Source organism: Candidatus Poriferisocius sp. (assembly GCF_965219775.1).
Classification (GTDB): domain Bacteria; phylum Actinomycetota; class Acidimicrobiia; order Acidimicrobiales; family Bin134; genus Poriferisocius.
On sequence record NZ_OZ244793.1, the window covers coordinates 2,142,039 to 2,158,639 of the forward strand.

General features: G+C 71.0%; 12 protein-coding genes. 8 read left to right on the plus strand and 4 right to left on the minus strand.

Translation table 11 applies throughout. The features are described 5' to 3' along the window. Positions 1-114 precede the first annotated feature (114 nt). From ACOQPQ_RS09525 to ACOQPQ_RS09535, 3 genes are all read left to right on the plus strand, one after another. Positions 115-1,332 carry a CaiB/BaiF CoA transferase family protein gene (locus tag ACOQPQ_RS09525; protein ID WP_420639205.1) on the plus strand — a complete coding sequence of 406 codons (1,218 nt, stop codon included), beginning with the start codon at positions 115-117 and terminating at the stop codon, positions 1,330-1,332. A 114-nt stretch (positions 1,333-1,446) separates the two neighbouring features. After that, positions 1,447-2,436, plus strand: coding sequence for an MDR family oxidoreductase (locus tag ACOQPQ_RS09530; protein ID WP_420639206.1), 990 nt, complete (start codon positions 1,447-1,449; stop codon positions 2,434-2,436). 98 nt (positions 2,437-2,534) lie between these two features. Beyond that, a complete protein-coding gene (locus ACOQPQ_RS09535) occupies positions 2,535-3,824 on the plus strand; it encodes an amidohydrolase family protein (RefSeq protein ID WP_420639207.1) in 1,290 nt (429 codons plus the stop codon). Here ACOQPQ_RS09535 and ACOQPQ_RS09540 read toward each other — a convergent pair. Then, entirely contained in the window at positions 3,799-4,836 is a 1,038-nt protein-coding gene (locus ACOQPQ_RS09540) for a TIGR03564 family F420-dependent LLM class oxidoreductase (protein WP_420639208.1), read from the minus strand. The genes ACOQPQ_RS09535 and ACOQPQ_RS09540 overlap by 26 nt on opposite strands. Before the next feature lie 202 nt (positions 4,837-5,038). On the opposite strand from ACOQPQ_RS09540, the gene ACOQPQ_RS09545 reads away from it, so the two are divergent. Both ACOQPQ_RS09545 and ACOQPQ_RS09550 read left to right on the plus strand, forming a co-directional pair. Continuing rightward, positions 5,039-5,689 (plus strand): carboxymuconolactone decarboxylase family protein, encoded by a 651-nt coding sequence (locus ACOQPQ_RS09545; RefSeq protein ID WP_420639209.1) that lies wholly within the window; start codon positions 5,039-5,041, stop codon positions 5,687-5,689. A gap of 76 nt (positions 5,690-5,765) precedes the next feature. Next, on the plus strand, positions 5,766-7,319 hold the full coding sequence (locus ACOQPQ_RS09550) for a class I adenylate-forming enzyme family protein (RefSeq protein WP_420640387.1): 1,554 nt from the start codon (positions 5,766-5,768) through the stop codon (positions 7,317-7,319). Here the strand turns inward: ACOQPQ_RS09550 and ACOQPQ_RS09555 are convergent. Both ACOQPQ_RS09555 and ACOQPQ_RS09560 read right to left on the minus strand, forming a co-directional pair. Next, on the minus strand, positions 7,288-8,937 hold the full coding sequence (locus tag ACOQPQ_RS09555) for a FadD3 family acyl-CoA ligase (RefSeq protein ID WP_420639210.1): 1,650 nt from the start codon (positions 8,935-8,937) through the stop codon (positions 7,288-7,290). The two genes, ACOQPQ_RS09550 and ACOQPQ_RS09555, sit on opposite strands and share 32 nt — an antisense overlap. Before the next feature lie 97 nt (positions 8,938-9,034). Continuing rightward, on the minus strand, positions 9,035-10,504 hold the full coding sequence (locus ACOQPQ_RS09560; protein WP_420639211.1) for an aldehyde dehydrogenase family protein: 1,470 nt from the start codon (positions 10,502-10,504) through the stop codon (positions 9,035-9,037). Positions 10,505-10,709: 205 nt separating this feature from the next. Here ACOQPQ_RS09560 and ACOQPQ_RS09565 point away from each other — a divergent pair, with 205 nt between their 5' ends. Then, the gene (locus ACOQPQ_RS09565; protein WP_420639212.1) at positions 10,710-12,278 is read left to right on the plus strand and encodes an acyl-CoA synthetase; all 1,569 of its coding nucleotides are present in this window, start codon (positions 10,710-10,712) and stop codon (positions 12,276-12,278) included. A 91-nt stretch (positions 12,279-12,369) separates the two neighbouring features. Here ACOQPQ_RS09565 and ACOQPQ_RS09570 read toward each other — a convergent pair whose 3' ends face one another. Continuing rightward, the gene (locus ACOQPQ_RS09570) at positions 12,370-13,218 is read right to left on the minus strand and encodes a TauD/TfdA dioxygenase family protein (protein WP_420639213.1); all 849 of its coding nucleotides are present in this window, start codon (positions 13,216-13,218) and stop codon (positions 12,370-12,372) included. A 118-nt stretch (positions 13,219-13,336) separates the two neighbouring features. On the opposite strand from ACOQPQ_RS09570, the gene ACOQPQ_RS09575 reads away from it, so the two are divergent. Beyond that, a complete protein-coding gene (locus tag ACOQPQ_RS09575) occupies positions 13,337-14,116 on the plus strand; it encodes an SDR family NAD(P)-dependent oxidoreductase (protein ID WP_420639214.1) in 780 nt (259 codons plus the stop codon). A 123-nt stretch (positions 14,117-14,239) separates the two neighbouring features. Next, a complete protein-coding gene (locus ACOQPQ_RS09580; protein WP_420639215.1) occupies positions 14,240-16,543 on the plus strand; it encodes an arylsulfatase in 2,304 nt (767 codons plus the stop codon). Positions 16,544-16,601 lie beyond the last annotated feature (58 nt).

Sequence of the window (16,601 nt, forward strand, 5' to 3'; positions counted from 1 at the left end):
CGTGAAAGGGGTGTTTGGCCACGGCTCCTATGTCTATCAGGTATGTCCCTCAGGGTTTGCCCATCAGGGTTGCGGCTTCGGGGGACGCCGGGCCGGAATGATAGGCAAGAGGGGATGAAACCTCTGGAGGGAGTCCGGGTGCTGGATGTCACCCGGGTGGTGTCGGGGCCGGTGTGTACGTGGATGCTGGCCTCGCTGGGCGCCGAGGTCATCCGCATCGACCCGCCCGGCGGCGACGTCACCTGGCGCATTCCCCCCTGGGTCGGGCCCGCGGGCGGTCAATCCGAGGCCCTAGGGCCCGACGACATCGGCATCAGCTACCTCCGCAAGGGGCGGGGCAAGCGCAGCGTGGTGCTCGACCTGAACCGGCCCGAGGGGGCCGAGGTCTTCCGACGGCTGGCGGCCAACGCCGACGCCCTGGTGGAGAACTTCCGCCCCGGCGTGATGGCCGCCTTGGGCTTGGACTACGCCGCCCTGGCCGAGGTGAACCCCCGGTTGGTCTACGCCGCAATCACCGGCTTCGGCCCCGACGGCCCCGACGCCGATCTGGCCTCCATGGACCTCATCATCCAGGGCCGCTCGGGGCTGATGGCCAAGTCGGGCTTCCCCGAGGGACCGCCCGTCAAGGCGGGCGCCACCGTGGGCGATCAGTTCCCGGCCGCGCTGTGCGCCCTGTCGGTGGTGGCCGCCCTGCGCCAGCGCGACATCGACGGCCGGGGCCAGTACATCGACGTGGCCATGCTCGACGGCCTGGTGGCCATGCTGTGGGACGAACCCCTGGACCACTACCGCCGACAGGGACTGCCCGACCGGATGGGCAACGGCGACCCCCGGGGCATCCTGGACACCTTCGCCACCTCCGACGGCTGGGTGACCCTGGTGATCACCTCCGACGCCCAGTACGAACGCCTCACCGAGGAGATGGACCGCCCCGACCTGTTGGCGTTGGCCCCCACCATGGCGCAGCGGGCCACCCACCGGGCCGAGCTCTGCCACGAGGTGGCCGACTGGATGGCGGCCCGCACCACCGAGCAGGCCCTCGAGCGGCTCTACGCCATCCGGGTTCCGGCCGGCCCGGTGACCGCGGCCGCGGACGCCGCCGACGACCCCCAAATCCGGCACCGTAAGGCCCTGGTCCCGCTGCTGCATCCCCACTCCGAGGAGCCCACCGGCTGGATGGGACCCGCGTTCCCGGTGAAGTTCTCCCGGGCCGACACCGACCAGGCCCCCGCCGAGACCCTGGGGGCCAGCACCCACGCCGTGCTCCGCGACGTGGCCGGCCTCACCGCCACCGAGATCGCCCAACTGCAGGACGAGGGCGTGTTGGGCTAAGGGCCGGTTGCCCTGGGGATCCCGGACAAGGAGCAGAAGCCCCGGCGCGCTTCGTTCGCGCCGACCAACCAACAGGAATTCCGGGGCCGCCGGTGGTTCTGCAAGGCTGACGGGATGTTCACCGCCCTCCTGCTCAGTCGCGACGACGACGGCAACCGGTCGCACGCCATCACCCAACTCGACGATGCCGAGCTGCCCGACCGGCCGGTGATCGTGGACGTGGAGTGTTCCACCCTGAACTACAAGGACGGCCTGGCCATCGTGAACGGCGCCCCCGTGGTGCGCACCTGGCCCATGGTGCCGGGGATCGACTTGGCGGGCACGGTGGCCCAGAGTTCCGACCCCGATTGGTCGCCCGGCGACCGGGTGATCGTCAACGGCTGGGACGTGGGCGAGGCCCACTGGGGGGGCATGGCCACCAAGGCGGCCATGGAGGGCGCCTGGCTTACCCCCCTGCCCGACGCCTACACCGCCCATCAGGCCATGGCGGTGGGCACCGCGGGCTACACCGCCATGCTGTGCGTGCTGGCCCTGGAGGAGCACGACATCGGCCCCGATGCCGGGCCGGTGGTGGTGACCGGGGCGGCGGGGGGCGTGGGCAGCGTGGCCGTGGCCGTGCTGGCCGAGCTGGGTTACGAGGTGGTCGCCTCCAGCGGCCGGATCGACACCGAGGGCGACTACCTGCGGGAGCTGGGCGCCGCCCAACTCATCCACCGCGACGAGCTCTCCGAGCCCGCTCGGCCCCTGGGCAAGGCCCGCTTCGCCGGCGGGATCGACACGGTGGGCAGCCACACCCTGGCCAACGTCGTCTCCCAGACCCAGCCCCACGGGTGCGTGGCCGCCTGCGGACTGGCCCAAGGCATGGACTTCCCCAGCTCGGTGGCCCCGTTCATCCTCCGGGCCGTGACCCTGGCCGGCATCAACTGCGTGTACGAGCCCGCCGCACGCCGGGCGGAGGCCTGGAATCGCCTGGCCGACGACCTCGACCCGGCCAAGCTCGACGCCATGACGGCCACCATCGGCCTGGCCGAGGTACCCGAGGCCGCCGCCGCCATCCTGGCCGGTTCCATCCGGGGCCGGGTGGTGGTCGACGTCCGCAACTAACCTGCCCATAGTCTGCCGCCGGACCGAGGCACCAGGCCGAGGCACCAAACAGACGCACCAGATCGACGTACCAGACCGAGGCAAAGGGAGGCATCCCGATGGATCATCACATCGTCATCAGCGCCGACACCCACTGTGGGGCCGACCTGTGGGACTACAAGCCCTACCTGGAGTCTCGCTACCACGACGAGTTCGACGAGTGGGCCCGGTTCATCGAGGACCACAACGAGCGTCGCAAGGAGATGTTCGCCGACATGGAGCGAACACCCATGGAGGTGGGGGTGGACGGCGACCCCGAGGTGTGGGGCCACCGCAACTGGTCGTCGCCCCGCCGCCTGGCGGAGCAGGAGGCCGACGGATTCATCGCCGAGGTGCTGTTTCCCAACACCCAGCCCCCCTTCGCCCCTCCGGCGGCCACCGCCTTCGAGGCCCCGCCCTATTCCGAGAACTTCGAGCACCGCTGGGCCGGTCTGCGGGCCCACAACCGGTGGGTGGCCGACTTCGTGAGCCAGGCCCCCGAGCGTCGGGCGGGCATCGCCCAGGTGTTCCTGGGCGACGTGGAAGGCTCGGTCAAGGAGATCGAGTGGGCCGCCGAGCAGGGATTGCGGGGGGGTGTGCTCATCCCCGGCGCCCCGCCCGATTCGCCGTTCGAGCCGCTCTACTCCAAGTCGTACGAGCCCATCTGGGCGGCCACCGCGGCCGCGGGCCTACCGCTGAACCACCACGCGGGCGGAGGATCGCCCAACTACGGCAACCACTTCCCGGCCTCGCTGGCCATGTTCATCCTGGAAGCCACCTGGTGGACCCAGCGGGCCCTGTGGCACCTCATCTTCTCGGGGGTGTTCGAGCGCTACCCCGACCTGAGGTACGTGACCACCGAGACGGGCACCGCCTGGGTCCCCGAGACCCTGGAGAAGCTGGACAGCTTCTGCCATCGCATGCGCCACTCCAAGTACGGGTCCGAGTCGGTGTTCGGCGGCATCGCGGTGGCCGACCTGTCGCTCACCCCCAGCGAGTACTTCGCCCGCCAGTGCTACATCGGGGCGTCGTTCCTACGGCCGTCGGAGGCTCTGCTCACCCGCTCGGTGGGCACCGACCGCATCATGTGGGGGTCCGACTATCCCCACATCGAGGGTTCGCACCCCCACACCCGGGAGCACCTGCGGCTGACCTTCGCCAACCTCACCGAGGACGAGACCACCCGCATCCTCACCACCAACGCCGCCGAGGTGTACGGGTTCGACCTGGACGCCTTGGCGCCGTTGGCCCGGCAGTTCTGCCCCACCAAGGCCGAGGTGGCCACCCCCATCGACTACGACGACATCCCCGAACGGGCCAAGGGCTGCCCCGGCATGAACCCCCTCAACCAGATCCCCGCCGCCGCCTGACTGGAGCCAGACGGCCTGACCTCAGCGGGACGGCAGGGGGGTATTGGCCGACGACCGGCTGCGGTCCCGAGATCTCCGAGGCCAGGAACTCTCGGGTGCGGGCGCTGGAGACAATCAGTTCCTCGCGGGTGTCTCCGACGGGCAGGACCCGGACCGACAAGTCGGTGACGCCGGCGTCGGCGAATGACCGGAGCCGGGCCCGCACGGCGTCTTCGGGGCCGACGGCCATGATGTCCGACACGCCTGCGGCGTCGCCCCGATCCAGCAGACGCTGATAGTTGGGCGACACCTCGGCCTCGGCCAGCAGCCGCTCGGCCCGGGCCTTGGCCGCGTCCACCTCATCGGACCGGCACAGACACACCGGCACCCCGGCCACGATCCGGGGCGGGGGACGGCCCGCTTCGGTGGCCGCCGCGGTGATCCGGGGGACGATGTACTCGCCGATGGCCCGTTCGTCGGCCAGCCACAGCACGGTGCCGTCGGCGCGGGTCCCGGCCAGCTTCAACATGACCGGACCGAGCGCGGCCAACAGCACCGGCGTGGCGGGCTGGTCGGTGACGTCCAGCGGGTTGTCGATGGCGAAGTGCTCGTTTTTCACCCGGATCGGGCCCGGACCGGCCAGGGCTTGGTCCAACACGTCGAGGTAGGAGCGGACCTGGGCGGCGGGGCGGTCGTAGGCGAGCCCGAGCATGTCCTCGATGATCCAGTGGTGCGACGGACCCAGCCCCAGGGCGAACCGCCCCTCACAGGCCAACTGCACCGAAAGCACCTGCTGGCACAGGGCGATGGGATGACGGGTCTGGGCCACCACCACGGCGGTGCCCACCTCCACCGTCGAGGTGGCCGCCCCGATGAGGGCGGCGGCGGTCATGGCGTCGAACTCGTCGGGGATCTGGGGAATCCACACCGACGAGAAGCCACCCGCCTCGGCCTGCTGGGCCGCTTCGATCATGCGGGCCGTCTTGGTGGCGTACCGGCGCCGCTCGGGGCCGACCATCAGCCCCAGGCGCACGGCAACCCCTCGTCCACGACCTCAACAACGTCGGCAACGTCTACGGCGTCTTCAACCACGGCACTGTTCCTAGCAGACGACGGGGATGGGCCCGAGTTCGCCGGTTGATCTCGACCCCTGACCTGGACCCTTGATCTCGACGAGCCCGTGGTCGGTTACCATCGCCGCAGGCTTTGCGCCACAGGCGTCCGAGGAGGATCGGGTGAGCGACGCGACCGACCCAACTGACCAGGGTGAGCCCCGGCCTGGCCCCGAACCCCGGCCCCGAATTGCCCCGCTGGCGTTGCCCGAGTGGACGCCGGAGGCCATGGCGGCCATGGAACCCATGCGCCCCCCGCCGGGCTCGACCTACGACCGACGCAAGGCCGACCGCAAACAGCAGAGCCGGCGTCCGGCCAACGCCCTGTCGGTGCTGGCCCACTACCCGGAGTTGGCCGAGGCCTTCTTGACGTTCAACCGCCACCTCCTCTACTTCAACACCCTGTCGGAGCGGACGTGCGAGTTGGTGGTGCTCCGGGTGGCGTGGCTGCGCCGCAGCGAATACGAGTGGGCCCAGCACGCGGCCACCGCCGTCGAAGTCGGCATCACTCCTGAGGAGATCGACCGCATCACCCGTGAACCCCTCGACGGCTGGCCCCCCGAGGACGCCCTCATCCTGCGGGCGGTGGACGAACTGCACCACCACGGCACCTGGTCGGACCCCACCTGGAACGAGCTGGCCGACTCGCTGGACACCCGCCAGATCATGGACCTGCTGTTCACCGTGGGGGCCTACGACACCCTGGCGGTGGCCTTCAACTGCTTCGACCTCCCCCTCGACCCCGAGCTCGAGGGCAAGGGCTTGCCCGGCTAGCTCTGATCTGCGGGCCGCCGTGTCGTCGTTGTTCCCCCCGCTGGAGTACCCCCGGGGCTCCGGCGTCCACCACCTGCTGGCCTCGGCAGCCGAACGCTACCCCGACCGAGCGGCCCTCCGGTTCGAGCACCACGTGGTGACCTACCGGGAGTTTCACCGCCGATCCGGCGACTTTGCCCGCTTGTTGGCCGAGCGGGGGGTGGGGGCCGACCAGCGGGTGGCGGTGATGGCCTCCAACCGGCCCGAGTTCTTCACCGCCGTCTTCGGAATCCTCGAACTGGGCGCGTCGGCGGTGATGATCAGCTCGGCCTGGAAGCAAGCCGAGACCGCCCACGCCGTGGACCTCACCGAGCCGGTGCTGGCCATCACCGATGGCGACACCCACCAACGCCTCCCGACGCCGTTGGCCGACCGGGTGCTCCACCTCGACGACGGCCCCGCGGTGGCCGACTTGGCAGTCAACCAAGGGGCCGTCGATCAGGGGGACACGGCCGCCCTCGACCCAGGCGGGCACCCCGATTGGCACCCCGATTGGGACACCACCGAGGCGGTGTTGATGTTCAGCTCGGGAACCACCGGGTTGCCCAAGGCGGTGCGCCACACCCACGCCAGCCTGGGCGCCGCCACCGTCCAGTGGGGATCGGTGCTGGGCCTGACCCCCGACGACCGCTTCCAGATCACCACCCCGCCGTTCCACATCCTCGGCCTGCTCAACCTGCTGGCCTCGGTGTGGGCAGGATCGTCGGTGCGGCTGCACCCCCGATTCGACCTCGACGCCATGCTGGGCGCCATCGAAGACGACCGCATCACCCTGGAGATGGCGGTGGCCCCCATCGCCTTGGCCATGGCCAACCATCCGAACCTGGAGGCCTACGACCTGTCGTCGCTGCGCTACATCATGTGGGGCGCCACCCCGGTCACCGAGAGCGTGGCCCGGCGGGTCACCGAGCGCACCGGCGTCGGCTTCCTGCCCGCCTACGGGGCCAGCGAGCTACCGGTCATCACCTCCAACCCGGTACACCGACCGGATTGGTGGCGGCTGGATTCCCCCGGCATGGCCGTCCACGACGTGGACATCCGCATCGCCCACCTGGAGACCGGGGCGGTGCTGCCGCCCGGTGAGGTGGGCGAGATCCAGGCCCGCAGCCCGGCCATGATGGCCGGCTACCTGCCGGAGGAGGCCAACGCCGACGCCTTCACCGACGGCTGGTACCGCACCGGCGACGTGGGGTGGCTGGAACCCGACGGGTGGCTCCACATCACCGACCGGGTGAAGGAGATGATCAAGGTCAAGGGATTCCAGGTGGCCCCCGCCGAGGTGGAAGCGGTGCTGTTGGGCCACCCCGCGGTGGTGGACTGCGCCGTGTTCGGCGTGCCCGACCCCGCAGCCGGCGAGGCGGTGACCGCCGCCGTGCAACTCGATGCCGCCACCGAGTCCACGGCCGCCGAGGCCACGGTCGGCGAGCTGCAGGCCCTGGTGGCCGACACCCTGGCCTCCTACAAGCAACTCCAATCCGTCCACGTGGTGGACGCCATCCCCCGACTGCCCTCGGGCAAGACCCTGCGGCGGGAGCTGAAGCAGCGGTTCGGCGCCCCCCTCAGCGACCGGCCAGAAGCTCGTCCTTCATGACCTTGCCGGTGGCGTTCAGGGGCAACGAGTCCCGCAGCACCACCGAGCGGGGCACCTTGTAGTTGGCCATCCGCTCCCGGCACCAGGCCATGACCTCGTCGGGGTCGACCTCGGCACCCGATCGGGGCACGATGAACGCCCGGCCCACCTCCCCCAGCCGCTCGTCGGGCACGCCCACCACCGCGGCCTGGGCCACGTCGGGATGGTCCAGCAGCATGTTCTCGATCTCCGCCGGGTACGCGTTGAACCCACCCACGATGAACATGTCCTTCAGCCGTCCGGTGATCCGCAGGTAGCCCCGGTCGTCCATCGTCCCCAGGTCGCCGGTGTGCAGCCACCCGTCGGCGTCGATGGCCGCCGCGGTGGCCTCGGGATCGTCGAGGTAGCCCGCCATCACGCTGTACCCCCGCACCTGCACCTCGCCGGTGGTGCCCAGGTCGGCTTCCTGCCCGCCGTCGGCCACCCGCACCTGCAGGTCGGGCATGGGCCGGCCCACGGTGGTGGCGATGGTCTCGAGGTCGTCGCCGGGCCGGGTGCCGGTGCAGGTGCCCGCCTCGGTGAGCCCGTAGCCAGTGCAGATGCGCTCGAAGGGCAGCTCCTCGTGCATCCGGCGGATCAACGCCACCGGGATGTCGGCCGCCCCGGTGATGGCCACCCGCAGGCTGGAGAGGTCCCGGCCGGCCCGACCGGGGTGGTCGAGCATCGCCTGGTACACGGTGGGCGGTCCTGGTAGCACGGTGATCCGCTCGGTCTCCACCAACCCCAGCACTCGGTCCACGTCGAACACCGGCACCGGGTACAGCGTCGCCCCCCGCAACAGGCAGGCCAGCCATCCGGCTTTGTAGCCGAACATGTGGAAGAAGGGGTTGACGATCAGATAGCGGTCGCCCTCCCGCAGATCGGCGAAGTCGCACCAGTCGGAGAACTGCCGCAGGGTCCGGCCGTGGGTCATCATCACCCCCTTGGGGGCGCCGGTGGTACCCGAGGTGAACAAGATGTCGCTGACGTGGTCGGGTTCCACCGCTTGGCGACGGGCCGCCACCTCTTCCTCGGACACCGGGTGGCCCACGGCCAGGAAGTCAGCCCACGAGGACGCCCGATCAAACCGGAGCCCGGAGCCGCCCGGCTGAGCCGTGGGCAACACCACCACCTGCTGCAGGCCGGCCAAATCGACGCCGCCGACGGAGAACAGCCCCGCCGGGTCGATACCGGCGAACCCGGCCTCGACCACCAGCACTTTGGCCCGGCTGCGGGCCAAGATGTCGGCGGCCTCGGGGGGCTTGAACCGGGTGTTCACCGGCACCAGCGCGGCCCCGGCGCCGTGAACCCCCAAGGCGGCCACCACCCACTCCGAACGGTTGGACGCCCACACGGCCACCCGATCCCCCGGCTCCACACCGGCGGCCATCATGGCGGCTTGCGCCTCGTCGGCCCGCCGGCCCAGCTCGGCGTAGGTCACCACCCGGCGGCCGTTGGCACTGCCCTCGCTCTGGCCGGCGACACTGCCCTCGACATCACCGGCAGCACTGCCCTCGACGATGGCCGGGGCGTCCCCGAAGCGGGCCGCGGCCTGCTGGGCCATGTCGGGAATACCGGCCCACCCGCCCTCGCTGCTCACAGGCGACCGGCGGCCGGTCATTGTCCGCCCTCGCTCCTAACCGCCGACCGGCGACCCCTCATTGCCCGGAAACGCCCACCGGCAACCGGCAGAACCACTAGGTGCCGGCCGGTTCGGCCAGGGTCTTGATCTCCAGGAACTCCTCGAACCCGGCCACGCCCATCTCCCGGCCGATGCCCGACTGCTTGTAACCCCCGAAGGGAGCGTCGGGGGCGTAGTACAGGCCGCCGTTCACGCTGATGGTTCCCGAGCGGATCCGTCGGGCCACCGCCCGGGCCCGTTCGGGGTCGGCGCTGCTCACCGCCCCCGACAGCCCGTAGATGGAGTTGTTGGCGATCCGCACCGCCTCGTCGTCTCCCCCCTCGTAACCGATGATGGCCAGCACCGGGCCGAACACCTCCTCTTGGGCCACCAGGTCGTCCTCGCCCACTCCGGTGAGCAGGGTGGGCTCGTAGTAGTAGCCGGTGGGCAGGTGGTCGGGGCGGCGGCCTCCGGCGGCCAGGGTGGCCCCCTGGTCCACCGCGGTCGACACCAGTTGGTCCACCTTGTCGCGCTGGCGGGCGCTGATGAGCGGCCCCATCATCACGCTGGGGTCGGTGGGATCGCCGTAGGGGATCGACGCCAGCGTGGCCGAGGCCACCTCGGCGGCGGCGTCGGCCATGGCCGCGGGCACCACCAACCGGGTGGCGATGGCGCACCCCTGCCCGGCGTGGGTACACACCATGAAGGCGTTCATGGTGGCCGCCGAGGCGATGTCGGCGTCGTCGAGCACCACGTAGGCGCTCTTGCCCCCGAGTTCCAGGAAGGTCTTCTTCACCGTGGCGCTGGCCGCGGCCATGATCCGCCGACCGGTGGCGGTGGAGCCGGTGAAGGTCACCATGTCCACGTCCGGGTGGGTGGTCAGCACCTCGCCGGGGGCGTGCTGCGACGAGCTCAAGATGTTGACCACGCCGGGGGGGATGTCGGTGTGCTCGGCGATGAGCCGACCCAGCGCCAGGGCCGACCACGGGGTGTCGGGGGCGCCCTTCAGCACCACGGTGTTGCCCGCGGCCAACGCCGGGGCGAGCTTGGCCAGATTGAGCTGCACCGGGAAGTTGTAGGCGGTGATGGCGGCCACCACCCCCACCGGTTCCCGCTCGATCCAGCGACGGTGGTTGGACCCGTAGGCCTCGACCTCCCCGAGATCCTCGGTCCACTGGTAGCCGTCCATCATGTCGGCCACCCACTTGACCGAGGCCACCGGGGCCTCGAGCTGGGGACCGCCGTGGGTGAGCATCACCGGCGAGCCCCCCTCGGCCACGGTCAGCGCCCGCATCTCCTCGAGCTGTTCCTCCAGGGCGGCGTGGAACTGGCGCAGGCACCGGGCCCGGAACTCGTGGTCCTGGGCCCAGTCGGTGGTGTCGAAGGCCCGGCGGGCGGCGGCCACCGCGGCCTGGGCGTCGGCCTCGGTGGCGTCGGCGGCCACCCCCAACACCTCCTCGGTGGCCGGGTTCACCGTCTCGAACACGCCCCCTCCGTCGGCGGCCCGCAACTCCCCGTCGATCAGCAGCCGCTCCTCATGCCACACGGGCCGAACCCCTTCGCCAGTAACTCACCGAACCGCCGACCATGGTTGCGCTCCCCCTCGTTGTCCTTGCTGTCTGGAATCCGGCCTCACTGTAGTGGTGTGTCCCGCCGTGAACGCTGCCCGGCCGGGGCGGCCCCTGCCCGGTGGGGGCGGCCCCTGCCCGGTGGCCCGGCCGCCATGGTGCCTCGCCGGTAGTGTCCACCCGATGGATTCGGAAATGCTGCATCCTCGACGGTTCGCCCGAAGCGCACCCGATCATCCCGCCGTGATCATGGGCCGGACGGGCGAGACGATCACCTACCGGATGCTCGATGAGCAGGCCAACCGACTGGCCCACCTGTTGCGGGCCCGGGGGCTGGCGCCGGGCGACCACCTGGCCATCGTCTCGGAGACCACTCCGCAATCCCTGCCGGTGCTGTGGGCCGCCCAGTTGGCCGGGCTGATCCACACCCCGATCAATCACCACCTGGCCCCGGCGGAGATCCAGCACGTGCTCGACGACTGCGGCGCCGCCGCCGTGGTGGTGTCGGACCGCACGGCCCCGGCGGTGGCCGACCTGGACCTCGGCCGGGTTCCCGTTCGCCTGACCACCGGCGATGCCGAGGTGGGAATCTTCGAGGCGGTGGCCGACGCGGCGGCGGCCATGCCCACCACGCCCATCCCCGACGAGGGCGAGGGCCGGGAGATGGTGTACTCCGGGGGCACCACCGGGCGACCCAAGGGCATTCGCAAGCCCGTGGCCCAAAGCGCCATCGGCGACCCCGACAATCCCGCGGTGCAGACGGCCCGGGCCATGGCGGGTTACGGCATCGACCACACCAGCGTGTATCTGTCGCCCGCCCCCCTGTACCACTCGGCCCCGCTGGTGTTCTGCATGAGCGTCCACCGGGTGGGCGGCACGGTGGTGCTGATGGAGCGGTTCGACCCGGCCGAGTGTCTCCGCCTGATCGGTCGCCACCGGGTGACCCACGCCCAGTTCGTGCCCACCATGTTCTCCCGGATGCTGAAGCTGCCCGACAGCGTCCGGGCCCAGGCCGACTTGTCCAGCCTGCGCCTGGCCATCCACGCCGCCGCCCCCTGCCCGGTGGAGGTGAAGCGGCAGATGATCGAGTGGTGGGGGCCGATCCTGTTCGAGTACTACGCCGGCACCGAAGACATCGGCCACAGCGCCATCACCTCCGAGGACTGGCTGGCCCACCCCGGCTCGGTGGGGCGGCCCCTGTCGCCGGTCCACATCGTCGGCCCCGACGGAAACGAGCTGCCCACCGGGGAGATCGGCGTGGTCTACTTCGAGGGCGGACGGGACTTCCGGTATCACAACGACGACGAGCGCACCGCGGCCGCCACCCACCCCCAGGGCTGGCGGACCCTGGGCGACATCGGCCGGCTCGACGACGAGGGCTACCTGTATCTCACCGACCGGGTGGCCCACACCATCATCAGCGGCGGGGTCAACATCTACCCCCAGGAGATCGAGGACGTGCTGATCCTCCACCCCGACGTGGCCGACGTGGCCGTAGTCGGCGTGCCCAACGACGACCTGGGTGAGGAGGTGCGGGCCGTGGTCCAACTCATCGACCCGACAGGGGCGAGCCGCGACACCGAGGCTGCGTTGATGGCCTGGTGCGCCGAGCGGCTGGCCGCCTTCAAGTGCCCCCGCGCCGTGGACTTCGACCCGTCGCTGCCCCGTGACCCCAACGGCAAGCTCATGAAGCGGCTCCTGCGGGACCGCTACTGGTCGTCGGATTCTGAGTCCCGCATCGTTTCCGGCTGACCCCGACCAACGGAGGTTGGCCGGAGCCCCGGCCAAGGCGGCCCCGAGCCCGACCGGCCCGGCCAGCCCCGGCTACGCAGAACCCGCAGAACTAACGGGGCTCGTCGCCCTCGAAGGTGATGCGGTGCATGAGGCGGAGGTGGCCGTGGTAGTCGTTGACGGGGTTGTGCAGGGCGCAGCGGTTGTCCCACAGGGCCAGCGACCCCGCCGCCCAGCGAAACCGGCAGGTGAACTCCGACCGACTCTGGTGGGCGAACAAGTGCTGCAAAATGGGCCGGCTCTCGGCCTCGGTCATGCCCTCGAAGCGGGCGGTGTGGGCCACGTTCACGTACAGCGACCGTCGGCCGGTCTCGGGATGGGTGCGGACCACCGGATGGACCGACTCGTAGCTCTCACTGGCCTGGTGACCGGCGGCGGTGGCATCGGCGATGCGGTCTTCCCGGGTCTTGGACACGTCGGCCAGCGCCGAGCTGTTCACCGCCCGCAGCCCGCCCAGGAATCCCTTCATCCCGTCGGACAACGCCTCGTAAGCGGCGTACATGTTGGCGAATTCGGTGTCGCCCCCGGCCGGCGGAACGGTGAGGGCCAGCAGCATCGACGCCATCGGCGGACGCGGCAGGTAGGCGGTGTCGGTGTGCCAGATGCCCCCGAAGTTGACCGTCTCGCGGGGCAGCTTCTTCACCTCGATGATCTCGGGATGGTCGGGTAGGCCGGGCACGAAGGGGTACCGACCGGGGGTGCCGATCCGCCGGGCGAACGCCGAGAACTGCTCCGGGGTCAGCGGCTGGTCACGGAAGAACACCACCAAATGGTCCAGCCACGCCCGGCGAATCTCGGCGACCACCTCGTCGGGAAGCTCGTCCCGCAGGTCCACCCCGGCGATCTCCGCGCCGATGCAGCCCCCCACCGGCGCCACCAATAGGCGTTCGTATTGGCCCATTTGGCCTCCTTCGCCGGCCCCGGACGAGCCGGCCTTCAACCGAGTCATTAGGGTAGCCACGAGTGCCCGACAACCCCGATCTCCGAACCCTTCGATCCGCCGCAGCCGAGCAACCCTGATGTCCGATCCCATTGATCCGGACGGATTCGACCTGACCGGAAGAGTGGCCCTGGTCACCGGGGCGGCGTCGGGCATCGGAGCGGCCTGCGCCCGCCGCTACGCCGAGGCCGGGGCCCACGTGATCTGCACCGACGTGGCCGACGACGCCGGCCGGCAGGTGGCCGACGACATCGGCGGTCGGTATCGCCACCTGGATGTGGCCGACTCCTCGGCCTGGGCTACGTTGGCCGACGAGTTGGCCGACGACCCCGGACACCTCCATGTGGCCCATCTCAACGCCGGGATCATGCTGGGGGTGGGCGACATCACCGAACTCACCGACGACCACTACCACCGCATCATCGGCATCAACCAGCACGGCGTGGTCTTCGGGCTGCGCGCCGTGGTGCCCCTGCTTGAAGCGAGCGGCGGCGGGCACGCCCTGGTCACCGCGTCGATGGCCTCCTTCAGCCCGCTGCCGGTGGACCTGGGCTATTCCATGTCCAAGCACGCGGTGACCGGGCTGGTTCGCAGCGCGGCCCCCGGTCTGGCCGACCGGGGCATCCGCCTGAACGCCGTCTGTCCGGCCACGGTGGACACCGGGTTCCTGGGGGGCAACCGAGCCCGCCTGGAGGCGGCCGGCATGATCATCATGGACGCCGAGGAGGTGGCCGACGCCGCCGTCGAGATCTTCCGCTCGGGCCTCAGCGGCGAGTGCTTTGCCCTGTTCGCCGGGAGACCGGCCGAACCCTTCCGCTTCGCCACCGTCCCCGGTGCCGACTACCGCTCCCGCCGCTAGCCGCCGGCCATGGCCGCATCTGGTGCTTCATTGCCGACCATGACCGGCCCTCCCCCCACGAACCGACCGTGACCGGCCCTGCCCCCACGAGCCGACCGTGACCGGCCCCCCTACGAGCCGACCATGACCGGCCCTCCTGACCCACCAGAGGCGGCCACCGCCCGGCTGGGGCTCACCGTGGCCGAGTCCACCCCGGTCCATCCCGTGCTGCCCCGGGCGCCAAAGGGGGCGCCCAACGTGCTGGTCATCCTGCTGGACGACACCGGCTTCGCCCAGCTCGGCTGCTTCGGGGCCGACATCGCCACCCCCAACATCGACCGGCTGGCCGCGGGCGGGCTGTCCTACAACCGCTTCCACGTGACCGCCCTGTGCTCGCCCACCCGGGCGGCCCTGCTCACCGGACGCAACCACCATGCGGTGGGCATGGGTTTTCTGTCCGACATGACCATGGGCTTCCCCGGCTACACCGCCCGCATCCCCCCGTCGGCGGCCATGCTGCCCCGCATCCTGCGCGACGCCGGGTGGGGCACCATGGCCATCGGAAAATGGCACCTGGCCCCGAGGGGGGAACGCAGCGCGGCCGGGCCCTTCACCCTGTGGCCCACCGGGGTGGGCTTCGAGCGCTACTACGGGGTGCTCCACGGCGGGGCCAACTGCTGGGCTCCCAACCTGGTGCGCGACCAGCACTACATCCAGCCACCGGCCCACTACGACGAGGGCTACCACCTGAGCGCCGACCTGGCCGACCAGGTGATCGCCACCATCACCGACCACACCCACGCCGCCCCCGACAAGCCCTTCTTCTGCTACTACGCCGAGGTGGCCACCCACGCCCCCCACCACGTGGCCCCCGAGTGGGTGGCGCCCTACCGGGGGGCGTTCGACGACGGGTGGGAGCGCTGGCGGGAACGGGTCTTCGAGCGGCAACTGGCCTCGGGCATCGCACCCCCCGGCACCCGCCTGACCGAGCGCCCCGCCTGGGTGCAGCCCTGGAGCGAACTCGACGCCGACGCCCGGAAGCTGTTCGCCCGGATGCAGGAGGTGTACGCCGGGTTCGTCACCCACACCGACGCCCAGATCGGCCGGGTGATCGACCACCTGGAGGCCATCGGCGAGCTGGACAACACCATCGTGATGCTGTGCTCCGACAACGGGGCCAGCGCCGAGGGGGGCCACGTGGGGTCGGTGAACGAGCATCGATTCACCAAGGGCCTGCCCGAGTCGGTCGCCGCCAACCTGGCGTGGCTCGACGAGCTGGGCGGACCCCGCACCTACAACCACTACGCCTGGGGGTGGGCGTGGGCGGGCAACACCCCGTTCCGGCTGTGGAAGCGCTACGCCTGGCTGGGCGGCACCCGCACCCCGCTGGTGGTGCACTGGCCGGCGGGCATCGCCGCCCAAGGCGAGGTTCGGGACCAGTTCTGCCACGCCGTGGACATCGCCCCCACCGTGCTGGAGGCCTGCGGCGTGGCACCTCCCGAGGTAGTGGACGGCGTGGAGCAGATGCCCCTGCACGGGGCCTCATTGTCGGCCACTTTCGCCGACGCCGACGCTCCCGACCCCCGCACCGAGCAGTACTTCGAGGTACAGGGGTCGCGGGCCATGTACGTGGACGGGTGGAAGGCCACCACCGACCACGTGGGTCAGGCCCACGGCGACGAGGTGGCCCTGTTGCCGGGGAGCCGGTCGTTCGCCGATGACACCTGGGCGCTGTTCAACCTGCACGACGACTTCTCCGAGGCCCACGACCTGGCCGACCGCCACCCCGAGAAGCTGGCCGAGTTGGAGGCGGCCTGGTGGGCCGCCGCCGAGCGCCACCACGTGCTGCCCCTCGACGACGGCTACGCCGGGAGAATGCCCGCCATCTCCCCCCCGGCCTATCCGCCCCCCGCCCGAGCCCGGTACCGGCCCGGTGCCGGCCGGGTGGCCGACGAGGTGATGCCGGTGCTGGTGCGGGGGTTCACCATCGAGGCGTCGGTGGAGGTGGGGGCAGGCGGGGCCGAGGGCATCGTGTGGGCCATGGGCGACTGGACGAGCGGCCTGGCCCTCTACGGGCTGGACGGGGCCTTGGTGCTGGGGCTGTGCCTGTCGGGCGATCAATTCCGGCTGGCCACCCCGCCGGTTCCCGCCGACACCACCAGCGTGGGCTGCCGCTACGCGCCGACGTCGCCGAACTCAGGACAAGTGGAGCTGTTGCTCGACGGCCAGGTGGCGACCCAACTGGAGCTGGACCGCACCCTGCCCAACTCCTGGCAGAACGGCGGCACCGGGCTCATCATCGGCCACGACACCGGCTTCCCGGTGAACGACGACTACCAACCCCCGTTCCCCTGGACCGGCACCATCCGCCATCTCGACGTCATCACCCCCGGTGCGGCGCCCCCCGACCCGGCCGTCATCGCCCGAGAGTCCCTCAACGCCGACTGATCCTGCGGGGCCGCGTACCCGTCGCAGGTGCCGCCGACCGGAAATGATGGTAAACCTC